Source organism: Arthrobacter sp. TMN-49 (assembly GCF_054511095.1).
In genome coordinates, this window is sequence record NZ_JBTNDH010000009.1 from 66,028 (window position 1) to 83,558 (window position 17,531).

12 protein-coding genes are annotated in these 17,531 nt (G+C 62.2%); 1 reads left to right on the plus strand and 11 read right to left on the minus strand.

Annotated elements, in window-relative coordinates:
• Window positions 1-3: 3 nt before the first annotated feature.
• From ACX80E_RS06000 to ACX80E_RS06015, 4 genes are all read right to left on the minus strand, one after another.
• A complete protein-coding gene (locus ACX80E_RS06000; RefSeq protein ID WP_459300993.1) occupies window positions 4-1,386 on the minus strand; it encodes a bifunctional folylpolyglutamate synthase/dihydrofolate synthase in 1,383 nt (460 codons plus the stop codon).
• Window positions 1,386-4,664, minus strand: a complete 3,279-nt coding sequence (gene ileS, locus ACX80E_RS06005; RefSeq protein ID WP_459300994.1) for an isoleucine--tRNA ligase — start codon at window positions 4,662-4,664, stop codon at window positions 1,386-1,388. The genes ACX80E_RS06000 and ileS overlap by 1 nt, the downstream gene beginning before the upstream one ends.
• A gap of 269 nt (window positions 4,665-4,933) precedes the next feature.
• Complete coding sequence (locus ACX80E_RS06010) at window positions 4,934-5,698, minus strand: SDR family oxidoreductase (protein WP_459300995.1); 765 nt, start codon at window positions 5,696-5,698, stop codon at window positions 4,934-4,936.
• Window positions 5,699-5,839: 141 nt separating this feature from the next.
• Window positions 5,840-6,337 carry a MepB family protein gene (locus ACX80E_RS06015; protein ID WP_459300996.1) on the minus strand — a complete coding sequence of 166 codons (498 nt, stop codon included), beginning with the start codon at window positions 6,335-6,337 and terminating at the stop codon, window positions 5,840-5,842.
• Between the two features lie 108 nt (window positions 6,338-6,445).
• Here ACX80E_RS06015 and valS point away from each other — a divergent pair, with 108 nt between their 5' ends.
• The gene (gene valS, locus ACX80E_RS06020) at window positions 6,446-9,067 is read left to right on the plus strand and encodes a valine--tRNA ligase (RefSeq protein ID WP_459300997.1); all 2,622 of its coding nucleotides are present in this window, start codon (window positions 6,446-6,448) and stop codon (window positions 9,065-9,067) included.
• Window positions 9,068-9,265: 198 nt separating this feature from the next.
• Here the strand turns inward: valS and ACX80E_RS06025 are convergent, their stop codons facing one another.
• From ACX80E_RS06025 to clpX, 7 genes are all read right to left on the minus strand, one after another.
• The gene (locus ACX80E_RS06025; protein ID WP_459300998.1) at window positions 9,266-10,108 is read right to left on the minus strand and encodes an SGNH/GDSL hydrolase family protein; all 843 of its coding nucleotides are present in this window, start codon (window positions 10,106-10,108) and stop codon (window positions 9,266-9,268) included.
• Window positions 10,109-10,114: 6 nt separating this feature from the next.
• A complete protein-coding gene (locus tag ACX80E_RS06030) occupies window positions 10,115-11,473 on the minus strand; it encodes a UDP-glucose dehydrogenase family protein (RefSeq protein WP_459300999.1) in 1,359 nt (452 codons plus the stop codon).
• On the minus strand, window positions 11,470-12,615 hold the full coding sequence (locus tag ACX80E_RS06035) for a glycosyltransferase family 4 protein (RefSeq protein WP_459301000.1): 1,146 nt from the start codon (window positions 12,613-12,615) through the stop codon (window positions 11,470-11,472). The genes ACX80E_RS06030 and ACX80E_RS06035 overlap by 4 nt, the downstream gene beginning before the upstream one ends.
• A 474-nt stretch (window positions 12,616-13,089) precedes the next feature.
• On the minus strand, window positions 13,090-13,899 hold the full coding sequence (locus tag ACX80E_RS06040) for a carbohydrate binding domain-containing protein (protein ID WP_459301001.1): 810 nt from the start codon (window positions 13,897-13,899) through the stop codon (window positions 13,090-13,092).
• A gap of 352 nt (window positions 13,900-14,251) precedes the next feature.
• On the minus strand, window positions 14,252-15,088 hold the full coding sequence (locus ACX80E_RS06045) for a right-handed parallel beta-helix repeat-containing protein (protein ID WP_459301002.1): 837 nt from the start codon (window positions 15,086-15,088) through the stop codon (window positions 14,252-14,254).
• 356 nt (window positions 15,089-15,444) lie between these two features.
• Window positions 15,445-16,071 (minus strand): mycothiol-dependent nitroreductase Rv2466c family protein, encoded by a 627-nt coding sequence (locus ACX80E_RS06050; RefSeq protein ID WP_459301003.1) that lies wholly within the window; start codon window positions 16,069-16,071, stop codon window positions 15,445-15,447.
• 113 nt (window positions 16,072-16,184) lie between these two features.
• Window positions 16,185-17,471 (minus strand): ATP-dependent Clp protease ATP-binding subunit ClpX, encoded by a 1,287-nt coding sequence (gene clpX / locus ACX80E_RS06055; protein WP_459301004.1) that lies wholly within the window; start codon window positions 17,469-17,471, stop codon window positions 16,185-16,187.
• Between the last annotated feature and the right edge of the window lie 60 nt (window positions 17,472-17,531).

The following is a 17,531-nucleotide window of genomic DNA, read 5'->3' on the forward strand; positions in this document are numbered from 1 at the left end:
GACTTAGGCACCTTCCTTTTCGCCGGGACGGCCCAGCAGGATGCGGGCTTCGCCCACTAGCGTGAGGGAGCCGGTGATCAGCACCCCGCCTGCCAGGTCGTGGTTGGACTCGGCGCGCTCAACAGCCCACTCAATGGCGTCGTCGAGCTTCTCGGCAATGTGAATATCTTCTTCCAGCCAGCCCAGATCCGCTGCCAGTTCGGCCAGCTCGGCGGCCGGAATGGCGCGCGGCGAGTTGGACTGTGTCAGGCAAATCTCCGCTGCTTCCTCGCCGTAGGATTCCTTGAGGGTGCGCAGGATTTCTTCCGCGTCTTTTTCGGCCAACACGCCCAGGACCACCACCAGCTTGCTGAGGGCAAAGGACTCCTGCAGCGCCTTGGCGCTGGCGGCAATACCGGCCGGGTTGTGGGCCGCATCCACCACAATGGTGGGCGAGGTGCGCATGACTTCAAGGCGCCCCGGGGAGGTGGCGGCGGCAAAGCCTTCCTGCACCAGATCGTGGTTAAGTTCCTTCTCGCCCCCGCCCAGGAATGCTTCCAGTGCGGCCAGCGCCACGGCAGCGTTCTGGGCCTGGTGTTCACCGTGCAGGGGCAGCAGGATTCCTGGGTAGCGTCCGGCCAAACCCTGCAGGTCAATCATCTGGCCGCCCACGGCAATGGTGCGTGACTCCACCCCAAACTCAATGCCTTCAAAGCGGAAGTCGGCATGCTTTTCGCGTGCCTTGTCCAGGAGGACCTGGGCGGCGTCTGCCGGCTGGGCGGCGCTGACCAGGAACGCGTCCTCCTTGATGATGCCTGCCTTCTCCGCGGCGATGAGCGCTGTGGTGTCACCCAACAGCTCCACATGATCCAAGGAGATGGGGGTGACGACGGCTACCTGCCCGTCCCCCACATTGGTGGCATCGGTGATACCGCCCAAACCAACCTCCATGACGGCAACATCAACCGGCTCATCGGCGAAGATGGCAAACGCCAAGATGGTGATGCACTCAAAATATGTCAGCCGCTGCTCACCGGCGGTGGCAAGCTCGGCATCAACAATGTCCAGGTAGGGGCGGATCTCGTCCCAGATCCGCACAAACGTGGCATCGCTGACGGGTGCGCCGTTGATGCTAATCCGCTCCGTCACCCGGGTCAGGTGGGGGCTGGTGTAGCGGCCGGTGCGCAGATCGTGGGCCAACAGGCCCGTCTCGATCATGCGCGCTGTGGAAGTTTTTCCGTTGGTTCCGGTGATGTGGATGATGGGGAAGGCCTTGTTGGGCTCACCCAAAATGTCCATGGCCCGGAACAGCGGGGCAAGCCGCGGCTCCATCTTGTTCTCCGGGGCGCGGCCCAAAAGTTCGGCGTAGACACTCTCCACAGAGAATTCGTCGTGATTGGCAGTCATTAGGCTACGGTCCGTTCAACAGTGATGGTGGTTTCAACGTCACCGGGGATGAGTTCTAGCTTCAACGTCAGGGTCTCGTTCTTGACCAGCTCGGCGTTGGCGTGCAGGGCATCAACAATGTCCTGCGGGGCGCTGATGATGGTGCGGATCCTGTCACTGACCTGCAGGCCGGTGTCCTTCCGGGCCTGCTGGATGGCGCGGACCATGTCACGTGCTGTGCCTTCGGCCTCGAGCTCCTCGGTCAGCTCCGTGTTGAGCACCACGAACCCGCCGCCGGGCAGCATGGCAACAGCGCTTGCGCCGCCGTCGGCCGCGTCAGCCACCACTGTCTCCAGGGTGTATTCGGAGGGCTCCAGCACCAGGGAACCGGCGGTGACAACGCCGTCGGTAACTGACCAGTCCCCGGACTTGGCACCCTTGATGGCGAGCTGGACGTTTTTGCCCAGGCGCGGGCCGGCGGCGCGGGCGTTGACAACCAGCTTCTGCGAGATGCCGAACTCCTCCGGTGAGGCGTCGGCAGCGTCAACGAAACGCACCACGCGGATGTTCAGCTCATCAGCCACCACGCCGGCACCGTCGGTGAGCAGGCTGGCCTGCGGGGCCACCACCGTGAGCTCCGCCAGGGGCAGGCGCACGCGCAGCTTGGCAGCCTTGCGCAGGCTGGAGCCTGTGGAACAGATCTGCTGAATCCTGTCCATCTGCTCCACCAGGGCCGCGTTGGACACAAACAGATCGGCGTTGGGCCAGTCGGTCAGGTGCACCGAGCGCCCGCCCGTCAGGCCACGCCAGATTTCCTCGGTGACCAGCGGCAGCAGTGAAGCAGCCACGCGGCACACAGTTTCCAGCGCCGTGTACAAGGCGTCAAAGGCGTCGTGGTTCTCGTCAAAGAAGCGGGTGCGGCTGCGGCGGACATACCAGTTGGTGAGCATGTCAAAGTAGACGCGCAGGGATTCGCACGCGCCGGAGACATCGTAGTCATCGAGCTTGGCCGTCATGTCCCGGACCAGGTCCCCGGTGTTGGCCAGCAGGTACTGATCCAGGGGATCGGCGTAGCCGTCGTAGCGCAGCGCGGCGTCGTAGCCGGCACCACCATTGGCGGTGTTCGCGTACAGGGTGAAGAAGCTGTACACGTTCCACAGCGGCAAGATGACCTGGCGGACGCCGTCGCGGATACCCTGCTCGGTGACAACCAGGTTGCCACCGCGCAGGATGGGGCTGGACATGAGGAACCAGCGCATGGCGTCGGAGCCGTCGCGGTCTAGGACCTCGGAGACGTCCGGGTAGTTACGCAAGGACTTGGACATTTTCTGCCCGTCGGAGCCCAGCACAATGCCGTGGCTGATGACGTTCCTGAAGGCCGGGCGGTCGAAGAGTGCCGTGGAGAGGATGTGCAGCATGTAGAACCAGCCGCGGGTCTGCCCAATGTACTCGACGATGAAGTCTGCCGGGTTGTGGGTGTTGAACCATTCCTCGTTCTCGAACGGGTAGTGGACCTGGCCGTACGGCATGGAGCCGGAGTCGAACCAGACATCCAGCACGTCCTCAACGCGGCGCATGGTGGACTTGCCGGTGGGGTCATCCGGGTTGGGGCGGGTCAGCTCGTCGATGAACGGGCGGTGCAGATCCACCTCGCCCTCATTGTTAACCGGCAGGCGGCCAAAGTCGGCCTGCATCTCGGCGATGGAACCGTACACGTCCGTGCGCGGGTACTCCGGGTCATCGGACTGCCACACCGGGATGGGTGAGCCCCAGTACCTGTTGCGGCTGATGGACCAGTCGCGGGCGTTGGCCAGCCACTTGCCGAACTGGCCGTCCTTGACGTTGCCGGGGATCCAGTTGATGTCCTGGTTTAGTTCCACCATCCTGTCCTTGAACGCGGTAACTTCCACGTACCAGGAGGAGATGGCGCGGTAGATCAACGGTGTGCGGCAGCGCCAGCAATGCGGGTAGCTGTGCACGTAGCTGGCCTGGCGAATCAAGCGGCCGACGTCACGAACAACCTTCGTGATGGTCTTGTTCGCGTCAAAGACCTGCACACCGGCAATCTCGCTCAGCGGGCCTTCGGCAAAGAGCGGCAGGAAGTTCGCGCCCTCATCAACGGAGAGAACCACGGGGATGCCGTATTGCTCGCACACCTTTTGATCCTCCTCACCGTAGGCGGGGGCCTGGTGGACAACACCGGTACCGTCGGTGGTGGTCACGTAGTCGGCGATCAGGAACTGCCAGGACTTGGCCGTGCCGTACGTTTCATCGTCGGCAAAGTAGTCCCACAACGGCTGGTACTTCAAACCCTCAAGCTCGGCACCCGCGTACGTGGCCGTGACAGCGGCAGTCGCGGCAGCAGCGTCGTCGTACCCCAAGTCCTTGGCGTAGGCACCCACCAGCTCAGCGGCGAGCAGGAACTTCGCAGCCGTTGCGCCAGTTGTGACCCCGTTCGGCCCAACGGGCACGACGGCGTAGCTCACCTTGGGCCCCACGGCCAGGGCCTGGTTGGTGGGCAGGGTCCAGGGCGTGGTGGTCCAGGCGATCGCCGCAACGCCAGCCAGCTCCTGGGACAGCGCGGATTCGCCGGCCAGGATGGGGAAGGTGACGGTGACCGTCTGGTCCTGGCGGTCCTTGTAGACGTCGTCATCCATGCGCAGCTCGTGGTTGGAGAGGGGTGTCTCATCCTTCCAGCAGTACGGCAGCACACGGTAGCCGTTGTACGTCAGCCCCTTGGAGTGGAGCTGCTTGAACGCCCACAGCACGGACTCCATGTACTCGACGTTGAGGGTCTTGTAGTCGTTGTCGAAATCCACCCAGCGGGCCTGACGGGTGACGTATTCCTGCCACTCGCCGGCGTACTTCATGACGGAGGAGCGGCAGGCGTCGTTGAACTTGTCGATCCCCATGGCCTCGATCTGGGCCTTGTCGGTCATGCCCAACTGCTTCATGGCTTCCAGCTCGGCGGGCAGCCCGTGCGTGTCCCAGCCGAAGCGGCGCTCCACGCGGCGCCCGCGCTGGGTCTGGTAGCGGGCCACCAGGTCCTTGGCGTAGCCGGTGAGGAGGTGGCCGTAGTGCGGCAGTCCGTTGGCGAACGGGGGGCCGTCGTAGAAGACGAACTCGTTGGACCCGTCGGCTCCGGCGTCGCGCGCATCGACGCTGGCCTGGAACGTTCCGTCTTCGTCCCAGTACTTCAGGACGAGCTCTTCGACCTTGGGAAAGCTCACGGAGGCGGGAACGTGTTTGGTGCTGGCGTGCAGGCCGGCGGCAGCAGAGGCCTTCGGGAAGTGGGTCATCACATCATCCTGGTTGTGGGTGTTCTTGATCAGGATGCAAGGACGGCTTGCGCCGCGGTACCACCTCGCTTACCGCCCCCGTTGCCTTTCGACGCCGGGTGCGGCCGCTCATTAGCTGCTGTGACGGGCTTACCCGTCCGGTTCTACTGACCCCTTTGGCGCATTTTCGCCACAAGGGTGTTCCTCCGGAAGCTCACCGGTGATGGCCGGGTCAACGCTTTGTACGCCATTCTACGGGATTGGCATTGCTGATGCGCGCACCGGGGCCTCTAGCGGCGGATGAGCTTGTGGTTGGCGGCCTGAGCCACGGGCCGCATCACGATCTGATCCAAATTGATGTGGTGTGGGAGCCCGACGGCGTAACCCACCACATCTGCCACGTCCGCCGCCGTGAGTGGTTCAGCCACGCCCTGGTAGACCTTGGCTGCGGCCGCCTCATTGCCGCCGAGGCGGTTGACAGCGAATTCTTCGGTGTGCACCAAACCCGGCGCCACCTCAATCACGCGAATGTTGTGCTCGGCCTCTTCCAGGCGAAGTGCACCGTTCAAGGCGTGCTGGCCAAATTTGGCGGCGTTGTAGCCGGCGCCGCCCTCATAGGCCACGAGTCCTGCCGTGGACGTGAGGTTCAGGACAGTGCCGTGCCCGTGCTCGCGAAGGCCCGGCAGGAACGACTTGGTAACTTTCAAGGTGCCCAAGACGTTGACGTTGAACATCCACTCCCAGTCGTCAATGACTGATGCACCCACGGCATCCGCCCCGCGGGCACCGCCGGCAATGTTGATCAGCGTGTCCACGCCAGCCGCGCCGAACGTTTCCGTGGCGAAGGCGAGCAGCTTGGCAACGTCGCCGTCATCGGTGATGTCCGCCGGGCACGCAATGGCGCCCGTTTCCTGCGCCAACTGTGCCAACTTCTCCGCCCGGCGGGCCACGGCGATGACGGTCCACCCGTCGGCACAGAGTTTCCGGACGGTTGCGGCGCCAATCCCCGAACTGGCACCTGTGACAACTGCATGCTTGGAACTGTTTTTAGCCATGACTTAAATGTAGCGTGCCAGCGCCACAGCCGGTCCACCGGCCGACCTCTGACGCCTGCGCATCATTCGCTGTACATATGGCGCCACTGTCAGAGCTGCGCACGATGCTGACAGAATGGCGCGCAGATGCCATCAGGTTGCCTAGTGGGCGGAGTACAGTTCCCTGACCCGCTCCACCGCAGCATCGTGGGGCAGGAAATACGTGCACTGCCATTTCTGGGTGCTCCGGGCCTGGGCGTTGGTGGTCAGGACGTCGGGCGCATAAACACGGATCGCCCGTTTGCCGCCCTTGCCCTCCACTGACACCACCCCGTGGCGAGCCAGGGCACGCGCCGGGAACACGAACTGGCCCGGCCCCGCACCCGAGGCGCCCTGGACAACAAACAGTTCAACGCCGTCGTCCATGTCAAAGGGCCGGATGGGGCCTTCAACTGACCGCTGCCACAGGGTCACGAACTGCCCCACCTTCGTGGGGGTGGTTTTGGCGACACGGAACAGGGCCTGGCGGCCACCAAGTGTCAGCCGATGCGCGGCGTACTCGGCGCTTTCGGGCTCGGACCGAACATCGTCGCACGCCAAGCCCGCCGGATTCCAGACAGCCGCCCGCGTGGCGAGCAGTGACGGGTGAGATATTGCCATGCTCAAACGGTTCCTCTGTTCGCAATAGTTGACACCAGCAGCGTATCAACCCGCCGCCGCCAGCGGGGAGAGTCCCAGTTCTGGGGCAAGTCATGAAAGAATTGAAAAATGGCTGACATCATTCCGGGCACAGACACGCCCGCACCCACCCCAAGCAACGTTCCCGACAAGCCCGTTCTGGAGGGACTCGAGGAGTCTCTGACCAAGCGCTGGCTCGCTGAGGGCACCTACAAGTTTGACCGTGAGACCACCCGGGAGCAGGTGTACTCCATTGACACTCCCCCACCCACGGCATCGGGTTCCTTGCATGTGGGGCACATGTTCTCCTACACGCAGACTGACGTGCTGGCCCGCTTCCAGCGCATGAGCGGCAAGAACGTCTTCTACCCCATGGGGTGGGATGACAACGGCCTGCCCACCGAGCGCCGCGTGCAGAACTACTACGGTGTCCGGTGCGATCCGAAGATCTCCTTCGACGCCGGCTACCACCCGCCAGCGACGCCCGCCAAGAACCAGCGTGACTTCGATGTCATCTCACGCAAGAACTTCATTGAACTGTGTGAAGAACTGGCCGTTGAGGACGAGAAGGTCTTCAAGCACCTGTTCCAGACCTTGGGCCTTTCGGTTGACTGGGATTTGACGTACAGGACCATTGACGAGCACTCCCGTGCCGTATCTCAGCGGGGCTTCCTGGCGAACCTGACCGCGGGCGACGCGTACATGGCTGAGGCGCCCACCCTGTGGGATGTCACCTTCCGCACGGCTGTTGCCCAGGCGGAGCTGGAAGATCGCGAAATGCCCGGCGCATACTACCGCTACCCGTTCTTCGCCGAGGACGGCACCAAGATTTACATTGAGACCACGCGTCCGGAGTTGCTGGCCGCGTGCTCGGCTTTGGTGGCCAACCCCGACGATGAGCGTTACAAGCCGCTGTTTGGCAAAAAAGTCACCTCACCGTTGTTCGGTGTTGAGGTGGAGGTTCGCCCGCACGCCCTGGCCAAGGCCGACAAGGGTTCAGGCGTTGCCATGGTGTGCACCTTCGGTGACCTGACCGACGTCATCTGGTGGCGTGAATTGCAGCTGCCCACCCGTGCCATTGTTGGCCGTGACGGCCGGATCCTGGGTGACACGCCCGAGTGGATCACGACCGAGGAGGGCCGCGCAAATTACGCCACGATTGCCGGCAAGACTGTCTTCAGCGCCAAGGAAGGCGTTGTGGAAATGCTGACCGCGGCAGATCTGCTCGATGGTGAGATCAAGAAGATCATGCACCCGGTGAACTTCTTCGAAAAGGGTGACAAGCCCTTGGAGATCGTCAGCTCCCGCCAGTGGTACATCCGCAACGGCGGCCGCGACGAGGACCGCCGCGAACACCTGATCAACCGCGGCAAGGACATTGAGTTCCACCCGGCGTTCATGCGCTCACGCTACGACAACTGGATCTCGGGCCTGAACGGTGACTGGCTCGTCTCCCGCCAACGCTTCTTCGGTGTGCCTGTTCCTGTGTGGTACCCGCTGGATGCCGATGGCAACCCGGATTACGACCACCCCATCCTGCCCACCACGACGATGCTTCCGGTTGATCCGGCGGCGGATGCAGCCCCGGGCTACACGGAGGATCAGCGCAATGTGGCCGGCGGTTTCGTGGGCGACGCCGACGTGTTGGACACCTGGGCCACGTCGTCGCTGACACCGCAGATTGTGGGCGGTTGGGGCGTTGACGAGGACCTGTTCGGGAAGGTCTACCCCTTCGATCTGCGCCCCCAGGGCCACGACATCATCCGCACCTGGCTGTTCTCCTCCGCAGTGCGTGCCGATGCGCTGCAGGGCAACGCGCCGTGGAAGCACGCCGCCATCTCCGGGTGGATCCTTGACCCGGACCGCAAAAAGATGTCCAAGTCCAAGGGCAATGTGGTGGTCCCCACCGACGTGCTCAACGACTTTGGCGCCGACGCTGTCAGGTACTGGGCCGCCTCCGCCAAGCTCGGCGCGGACACCGCCTACGAGATTGCGCAGATGAAGATTGGCCGCCGCCTGGCGATCAAGCTCCTGAACGCCTCGAAGTTTGTGCTGAACCTTGGCGCCACCGAGTCCGATGTGCTGGTGGCAGAGACAGCGGTTCTCAGCAATCCGCTGGACCGCGCCGTGTTGGCCCAGTTGGCTGAGGTGGTGCGCTCGGCAACCGCCGCGTTTGAGAAGTATGACTACGCCCGTGCCCTGCAGCTGAGCGAAAGCTTCTTCTGGCACTTCACCGACGACTACGTTGAGCTCATCAAGGACCGTGCTTACGGAGCAGAGGGCGACGTCGGCCAGGCGTCAGTTTTGGCGGCCCTGGCCACCACCTTGGACTCCTTGCTGCGTTTGTTCGCCCCGTTCCTGCCGTTCGCAACGGAGGAAGTGTGGAGCTGGTGGCGTGCCGATTCGGTGCACCGCGCCGCGTGGCCTGTTGCTGTTGAGGTGCTCGACGGCGACACCACCTTGCTGGCCACCGTGGGGGACGCGCTGAGCGGCATCCGCAAGGCCAAGTCCGAGGCCAAGGTCAAGCAGCGCACCCAGGTGCTGCGCGCCACCGTTACCGCCGGCGAGGTCCAGGCCGCGCAGTTGATGGCCGGCCTCGGTGATCTGAGGGCTGCCTCGAACGCCCTTGAGATCACTGTTGCCGTGGGCGACGGCGAACTGACGGTGAGCGATGTTGAGCTGGCACCCGCTGAGGAGCCCGCGCAGGCCTAGCCCGCACCACAACTGGCCCGAAGGAAAAACCGAAAACTCAAAGTTTTGCCAGGTTTTTTGGTGTTTTCTGCGGGGAAGTCGGGGTTTTCCACCCCCCCCCACACCGCCCCAAAAAAACCCCCAGAAAGCTCCGTGTTTCCCTGTTTTTTTTCTCTTTCTTCACGGGCCAGTTGTGGTTGTCCACGGAAGCGGACCGGCCTACCTGGCTGCGGCGGGACTTTTCGCGGCCAGGGCGAGTTTCTTCAGCCCCTTCCTGGGCGGCACCCGAACGGGCACCGGCCAGCGCGGGCTCAACGAATCACCCAAGGTGGTGCCCCGAAGCTTGCGGCCAACCAGGGGCAGCACCCAGCCGGTGACCCACGCGTACTGCTCACGGGTCCGCTGCCGGACACTGCGAGCCGCCCGACGCCCGTGCTTGTGCACGATACCGTGGGGCACCCCCAGGGTGTTCAGCACCTGCGCGGCGAGGAATTTGTGCCCGGCCTTGGACATGTGGAGCCTGTCCGGACCCCACATGCGCGGGTTCGTGTACGCCTCAAATCCCGAATAGTCCACCAAAATTGCGCCATAGGTGGCGGCGACTCTCCTGACACCGTCGTTATAGGCATGGTTCTTGCGCCGCAGCGGGCCAAGAAGCGGTGAGACCTCCACGTCGTATCCGGTGAAGAGGATCAAGGTGGCCCCCGTCGCCGCCAAATCCGCCACGAGCTGCTCGTATTGGGCCAGAATGTCGGCAATTCTTGTCCCCAGATCCATGACATCGTTGCCGCCGGCGTACAAGGTGATGAGTGTTGGCTCCATGGCGATGGCCGGCGCCAGCTGTTCGGCGATGATGTGGCGCAGCCGCTTGCTCCGGATGGCAAGGTTGGCGTACTCCCATCCGGGCGCCTCCCGGGCAAGCCCCTCGGCCACACGGTCAGCCCACCCCTTGACCCCGTTGGGCAGGTGTTTGTTGGCATCCCCCACGCCCTCGGTGAACGAGTCGCCAAGGGCCACAAACCGCCCCGGGGCGCTCGGGAGCCAGTGCTCGTTCGGGTTCACGCGTCCCTACGCAGCGGCCTGGGGCAACCCAGCGGATGGCACATTCTTGGCAAGAACCTGGCCGCGTCCTATCCCGTGATACTCCCACCCGGCCGCCTTCCACGCTGCGGGATCGAGTGCGTTGCGCCCATCCAGCATCACCGGCCGCTGCACCAGTGCGGCAGTCAGCGCCGGATCAAGCGATAGGAATTGCGGCCATTGCGTCAGCAACAGCACCATGTCGGCGCCACGCAGTGCCAAACTGACGTCGCTTTGAAAGGTAAGTTGCGGATACTGCAGCCATACATGGTCCCCCGCCTGCGGATCGGTGACGGTCACGTGCGCACCCTGCGCCGCAAGCTGGCAGGCCACATCCAACGCAGGGGAATCCCTGATGTCATCCGTGTTCGGTTTGAAGGTGGCGCCGAGAACCGTAATGGCCCGTCCCCGGACCGAACCACCGCACAGCCGGACCGCCGCCTCGGCCGTGTGGTAGCGGGCATCGGCATTGATGCCGTCGACCAGGGAGAGCATCTCATCAAGTGACTCAACCCCATTCCGATGAGCCTGTGCCCTGAAGGAACGCAGATCCTTGGGCAGGCAGCCGCCGCCGAATCCAACCCCTGCCTGGAAGTAGCGCCCGCCAATGCGCTCATCCAACCCCAGCGCCTGGGCAAGCTGTACGACGTCGGCCCCCACCTGCTCGCATAGCTGCCCCACCGCATTGACGTAGGAAAGCTTCAGGGCCAAGAATGCGTTGGCGGACACCTTGATCAGTTCCGCTGTGGCAAAGTTGGTGACCAGCCGTGGGGTGCCACGTTCCAGCAGTGGTGCGTACACGACGTCGAGCATTGAGCAAGCTTGGGTGCCCTTGGCGTCACTGGGCACTCCATAGACCATCCGGTCCGGAGCCAGAGAATCCTGAACAGCTGTTCCCTGACGCAGAAATTCCGGGTTCCAGGCCAGGGCCGCTCCTGTGCCGAGGAGCATTTCCGCCACGATGGCTGCAGTTCCGACAGGCACTGTTGACTTGCCAACCACCAAGGCACCGGGGCGCACATGCGCGAGCAGGGCTGATACGGCGGACAGGAGGAAACTCAGGTCGGTTTCATTGCCCGTCTTGGATTGGGGTGTGCCAACACAGAGGAAATGAACATCGGCATCCGCCAGCCGGGCCGGGTCTGTAGTGAAGGTGAGCCGGCCGCTGCCGTGCCCGTCCCGAAGCAGCTCAGCCAAGCCGGGCTCGTGGAACGGGGCCGTGCCGCAGGCCAGTTTCTCGATCCGGGCGGCGTCTGTGTCGAGTCCAATCACGTGGTGACCCATGGAGGCAAGCGTGGCCGCATGTACCGTACCCAGATAGCCCGCGCCAATGACTGAAATTTTCATTTGATTCCTTTCATCGCGGCGGTGAGCCGCGGGTGGTCTGCAATGGCTTGGTTGTATATGTCCATCAGCTGCTCGCAAACGACGGACCACTGGCGGCCCTGAACCTGCTCGAACGCTGCCGCCCCAAAGGCGGCACGCTTCGTATCGTCGCCGACAAGGTCGCTGACGTAGCCCAGAAGTTGGCCCAGATTGCCCGGGGCGTAGAGCCAGCCCGTGCGGGAGGAATCAACCAGATCCACGGGACCGCCCTTGCCGGTGGCTATGACGGGGACACCCGAGGCCATGGCTTCTTGAATGGTCTGGCAAAAAGTTTCCAACTCACCGGGGTGCACAAAAAGGTCGAAGGACGCCATGGCCGCAGCAAGGTCTTCTCCCCCAAGGAATCCCGTGAAGTACGCGTGGGGCAGGACCGATTCGAGCATTTCGCGCTGCGGCCCGTCGCCGACTATGAGGAGCGTGGAATTGGGGACGGAGGCGAGTACGGCTAGATCCTCAACCTGTTTCTCCAGGGCCAGCCGACCCACATAGCCAATGATCTTGTGGCCCGCGGGCGCCACTTTCTGGCGGAAAGCCTCACTGCGCTTGCTGGGGTGGAAACGCTCGGTGTCCACGCCCCTGCGCCACAGCTCTACGCGCGGGATGCCATGGCCGCGCAGCTGATTCACTGAGTCTGTGGAAGGGGCCAGTGTTTTGGTGGCTGCCATGTGGATGCGTTCCACGCGGAGCCACGCCCAGTTTTCAAGGAACGGCAACCCGTACTTGGCCGAATAACCGGGGACGTCGGTTTGGTAGACGGCCACCGAGGGAATGTCTAGTGCTGCCGCTGCTCTCACAGCCCTCCATCCAAGGACAAAGGGCGAGGCAAGGTGCACAACATCCGGCCCAAATTCGGCCAGAAGTGTTTTTACCCGAGCAACACCGCCAACGGCAACACGTATGTTTCGGTACCCTGCCAAGGGGACCGCAGGCAGCCGCCTGACTGTTGCACCTTCAACCATTCCCGGGGCATTCTCCACGGTGGATGGTGCTATGACCAGCACAGTATCGCCGCGCTCATCCAGGTGCTGCATGATCTTCAGTAGTGAATGGGTCACCCCATTCATATCCGGCAGGAACGATTCAGCAACTATTGCAACCTTCACGGTTCAACCATGACCGGACCAGGTTGACGCCGTGGGCCGCTGGCGAAACGTTGCGGTGAAGAGTGGGTGAACAGGCTGATGGCCGGGTCGTTTTTGGGCAAAGGGGAAGCCCCATCGGCTAGTTGCCGTCGGTGGGGCTTCGACTTTCATCCCGCTACGTGACGATTAGCGGTCTAACGGGTGCCATTAACTTTCAGGACTTTTCACCGCGTCACCGGTGTCAATGAACCTTTTCGAGCATCCCGTCGAAACGGTATCTCATGTATCAGATGGTTCAGTCACTGAATTTCTGGTACCTGCTAGCCCTTTCCTTGGCGGATTGGGTAAGAACCAGTATGCGCCTGGATCGGGGCGGATGCAAGAGAAATTGTGAATCTATTGTGGGCAATTATTCACCCTTGTTTCGATGCGGTCCACGGGGCTTGTGCGGAACAAACTCCTATCCACACAAACCCTGCGGCCGACTACTTGCTCCTAGTGTTGGCCTGCCCTACGGCGAACCATCAGGACCAGGCCCAGGCCCAGCAGTACCGTTGCCAGTACAGCTGCGCTCCACAGAGTTATGGCCGCCCCGGTGATGGCCAAGGCACCTGCCGCGGGGCTATCGGAAACCGTTGCGATGCCCGCCCCGGCCGTGCTGCTCGCCAGAGTGGATCCTGCCGCCGTTGTGGCCGGGTACGCCGCGGTGGGCGTCTGGGACGGCGCCGCGGAGGCAGAAGCCGACGCAGACGCCGAGGCGCTGATAGTGGGCTCGGCAGTGGCTGTCTGTGTGGGTTGCGGCTCGGCGAAAGCGCTCAGTTTCAGGTCATCACAGAACGCTGTTCCCACGGCTTCGCGATAGCAAAAGAAGGTGGCCGAGGTGCTGGTGGCCACAAAGTCGATGCTTGCCATAGTCCATTCGACGGCGCTGATCAACACGTCGGGACTGGGTGTCAGTCCCGTTGATTTCAGGCACAGCGCCGTCTTGGCGCCGTCGGGCTTCACCCATCCGCTGAAGGTGTACTTGTTGCCCACCACCAAGCCGCTGATGTTTTGTTCCAGAGTGGCATAGCCGCCTGCCGGGACCGTCAATTTGGCGCTTTGGCCGCCACCGTGGGGTGCTGGATCGCTTACGGCCACCGCGTTGCGGTTTGCCCATCCGCTCAGCCCGTTTTCAAAGCCGCCATTGCTCAACTGCGGAGCCGCGGGACCATCAACGGGCGACGGGGTGGGACCGGCAGTGCCGACGCCGTTGTAGGCACCGACGGAAACCCCACCAGCGGCTGGCACGAGGTTGCCAAACAAGTCCTTTCCGCCATTGTTGGGAAAGGACAGTCCGGAGCTGAGCAACGGCGAGAACTGGTGGAGCCGCTACCTCAGCGCGGCATCGATGGAGGTTGCCGTGCCACGGGCCATGAGGCGGGGATTGCCCGTCACAGCGGTTGAATCCGCCGTGGATCCGGAGGCATTGGTGAAGCTGTTGTTCGCCAGGGCAAAGCCGCCTGAGCGTAGGGTCAGTGATGCGCTGCCGGCGCCTTCTTTCAGAACAATGTTGTTCTTGAAGGCAATGTTGCGCTTGTTGGCGTTGCTTTCATTGATGACGGTCTGGGAAATGCCGGGGCCAATGTAGATGGTGTAGTTGTAGAAATTGGCGCTTTCAACACGCCCGGCAGCATTGCAGACCAGAAAGAAGCCGCCTTCGTTGTGTGACTGTAGTTGTACTCAAACAGAGTCCTGTCGGTGCCTTGGTCAATGTCAAAGGCCATACCGTCACGGGTGGTCTTGCCACCGGAATCCTCGTTGTAGCGGAAAGTGCTGCCATCTGAATTCCAGGGCCAAATGCCGGCGTTGTAGCCTGCCGAGCGTTGCTGGAACAGATGGACGCGATTATTCTCCACCACAGCATCAACCGCTGTTTGCGGAACAATGCATCGCCGCCAGTATCCAAAACGTTGTTGGGGCTGATCACGATGCCCGTGTTGGCCGTCCACGGCTTGGTGATGGTGGCGGAACCCACTTCGGGGTGTTCCTCCCACCCACTCGCGACGGCGGCAATGCCGGTTCGGTTGACGTGATCCACCCGGTTGTTGGTGATCCGCGCGCCGGCGTAGTTGCTGGCCTTGGCGTCTCCGGTCACCGAGGCAAGGATGCCGCCACTGCCCTTGGCGTCGTTGCCCTTGATGTCATGGACATACATGTTATCCACCACCATGTGCCTGGCAATTCCGTAGTTCTCCAGCACCAGGTAGACACCGCGCCGCAAAGAGGCGAGACCCTTGGCATTGGTCACTTCAAGCCCCGAGAGTTCAACGCCTTCCATATTGCGTAGCACCACCATGTCAACGGCGCCGTTGCCGTCAATGACTGGGCGGGCCGTGCCAGCACCATAGGGGGAAATGGTGCTGGGCGTGGTGCTGCTGCCAATGCCCACGGGCGCATAGGTGCCTAGGCAGGTGGCGCCGCGCTTGAACAGGACAGTGTCCCACGGAGCCATCCGGTGTCCCGGCCGCCGTGGCGGAACAGTCAACGTGCTTGGCGTTCCCGTCCGCTGCCACCGCCGGAATGGCCGTCATGGCGGTGCCAACAATGACCACCCCCGTTACGGCGGCCAGCGCCGCCCTGAGCCTTGCATTTTTCAAATTACCACTCCCTGATGATGGGTAGTGACTGAAACTACCCACTTCCTGTCAACATCATTGAGCATAGGGAGCCGGGTAAGCACAGAAGCAAATATGACGTACGGGAGCCTGAACCCCGCACGTCATAGAAGATGGGACCTTGTGAGCAGCTATTGGACTTTACTGTCACAGGACTGACTTCATATTGGACCTATCTGCAGTCCGAGGCCCGTTAGCCGAATTTCGGGTCTTCGGTGCGGCTGCGCTTGATCTCGAAGAAGTACGGAAAACTAGCCAATGTGAGCGTTGCATCCCAGAGCTTGCCGGCCTCTTCGCCACGCGGGATGCGCGTGATGACCGGACCAAAGAACGCTGTTCCGTTGAAGGCCACAATGGGCGTGCCCACATCCTGGCCCACCTTGCTAATACCCTCCTCGTGGCTGGAGCGTAATGCAACATCATGAGCGTCGGTTGTAGCCGCTGCTGCCAGTTCGGCGGGGAGGCCAACTTCAGCCAGCGCCTTGGCGATCACGTCCCCGTAGTTCTTGTTGCCGTTATTGTGGATCTGCGTGCCCATGGCGTCGTACAACGACTTGATGACCTGCTGCCCGTGGTCCTTGGCTGCGGCAATGATGACTCGCACCGGGCCCCAAGCCTTGGCAACGTGTTCCTTGTAGGCTGCGGGGAGGTCGTGGTTGTTTTCATTGAGCACCGAAAGGCTCATGACGTGCCAGTCAACGTTGATGTTGCGGACCTGTTCCACTTCACCGATCCAGCGCGACGTCACCCAGGCGAATGGGCAGGCGGGGTCAAACCAAAAATCGGCCGTTTCGGTGGCAGCTACAGCATTTTCGGGCACGTGAGATCTCCTTGTTGGATCGTGAGTTCATGAAGTCGGCGGGGCGCTTAGGGCCCCGTTCCAAACAACCCGCACCGGCCACGGTATATTCCGCAGCGAGTCCATGGGGCTGTTTAGGCGGACTTGTTCCTGCGCTTGGCGGCCACCTCATGCGGAATGAGTGTTGGCTCAGCTTTTTTCCCCACCACGTCGGCCGTGATCACCACTGTGGCAATGTCTTCACGGCTGGGCAGGTCAAACATGACAGGCTGCAGCACTTCTTCCAAGATGGCGCGCAAGCCGCGGGCACCGGTGCCACGAACCAGGGCCAGCTCGGCGATGGCTGTCAGTGCCTCGTCGTCAAACTCAAGGTCAACGCCGTCGAGCGTGAACATCTTTTGGTACTGCTTGACCAACGCGTTCTTGGGCTCGGTCAAGATCTGGATCAGGGCCTTGCGGTCAAGCTGGGTGACGGTGGTGATGACCGGCAGACGGCCGATGAACTCCGGGATCAAACCAAACTTCAGCAGGTCCTCCGGCATGACGTCGGCGTAGCTGGCCTCCGTCTGCTTCAACGCGCTCAGCGGCGCACCAAAGCCGATGCCCTTCTTGCCGGCGCGGGAGCCGATGATCTCCTCCAGGCCGGCAAATGCGCCAGCCACAATGAACAGCACATTGGTGGTGTCGATCTGGATGAATTCCTGGTGCGGGTGCTTGCGTCCGCCCTGCGGGGGGACGGAGGCAACGGTTCCTTCAAGAATCTTCAGCAGCGCCTGCTGGACGCCCTCACCGGACACGTCACGGGTGATGGAGGGGTTCTCGGACTTGCGCGAAATCTTGTCAATCTCATCAATGTAGATGATGCCCTGTTCGGCCTTCTTCACATCAAAATCGGCGGCCTGAATGAGTTTGAGCAGAATGTTCTCAACGTCCTCACCCACATACCCGGCCTCGGTCAGTGCTGTGGCGTCGGCGACGGCGAACGGAACGTTCAGGCGTCGCGCCAGGGTCTGTGCCAGGTAGGTTTTGCCGCAGCCCGTGGGGCCCACCAAAAGGATGTTGGATTTGGCGATTTCAACGTCGTCGTGAACGCCACCGGAGATGGTGTTGCTCTTGAGCGCGTGCCCTGACTGGATGCGCTTGTAATGGTTGTACACGGCAACCGCCAACGACCGTTTGGCCGGTTCCTGGCCGATCACATACTCTTGCAGGAAATCAAAAATCTCGCGCGGCTTGGGCAGCTCAAAGGCGTCAAGATCGGCTACTTCGGCCAGCTCTTCATCGATAATTTCATTGCACAGTTCAATGCACTCATCACAGATGTACACGCCAGGTCCGGCAATAAGTTTGCGCACCTGTTTCTGGCTCTTTCCACAGAAGGAACACTTCAGCAGATCGGTGCTTTCGCCCATCCTGGCCATTGATGTGTCCTTCCGCGAGTAACCCGCCGGTGGCGTTGTTAGCTCTGAACCGTATTCGCT

Coding starts and splice junctions, on each gene's coding strand:
- ACX80E_RS06000 (WP_459300993.1), bottom strand. CDS start 1,386: ATGACTGCCAATCACGACGAATTCTCTGTGGAGAGTGTCTACGCCGAA.
- ileS (WP_459300994.1), bottom strand. CDS start 4,664: ATGACCCACTTCCCGAAGGCCTCTGCTGCCGCCGGCCTGCACGCCAGC.
- ACX80E_RS06010 (WP_459300995.1), bottom strand. CDS start 5,698: ATGGCTAAAAACAGTTCCAAGCATGCAGTTGTCACAGGTGCCAGTTCG.
- ACX80E_RS06015 (WP_459300996.1), bottom strand. CDS start 6,337: ATGGCAATATCTCACCCGTCACTGCTCGCCACGCGGGCGGCTGTCTGG.
- valS (WP_459300997.1), top strand. CDS start 6,446: ATGGCTGACATCATTCCGGGCACAGACACGCCCGCACCCACCCCAAGC.
- ACX80E_RS06030 (WP_459300999.1), bottom strand. CDS start 11,473: ATGAAAATTTCAGTCATTGGCGCGGGCTATCTGGGTACGGTACATGCG.
- ACX80E_RS06045 (WP_459301002.1), bottom strand. CDS start 15,088: ATGGCTCCGTGGGACACTGTCCTGTTCAAGCGCGGCGCCACCTGCCTA.
- clpX (WP_459301004.1), bottom strand. CDS start 17,471: ATGGCCAGGATGGGCGAAAGCACCGATCTGCTGAAGTGTTCCTTCTGT.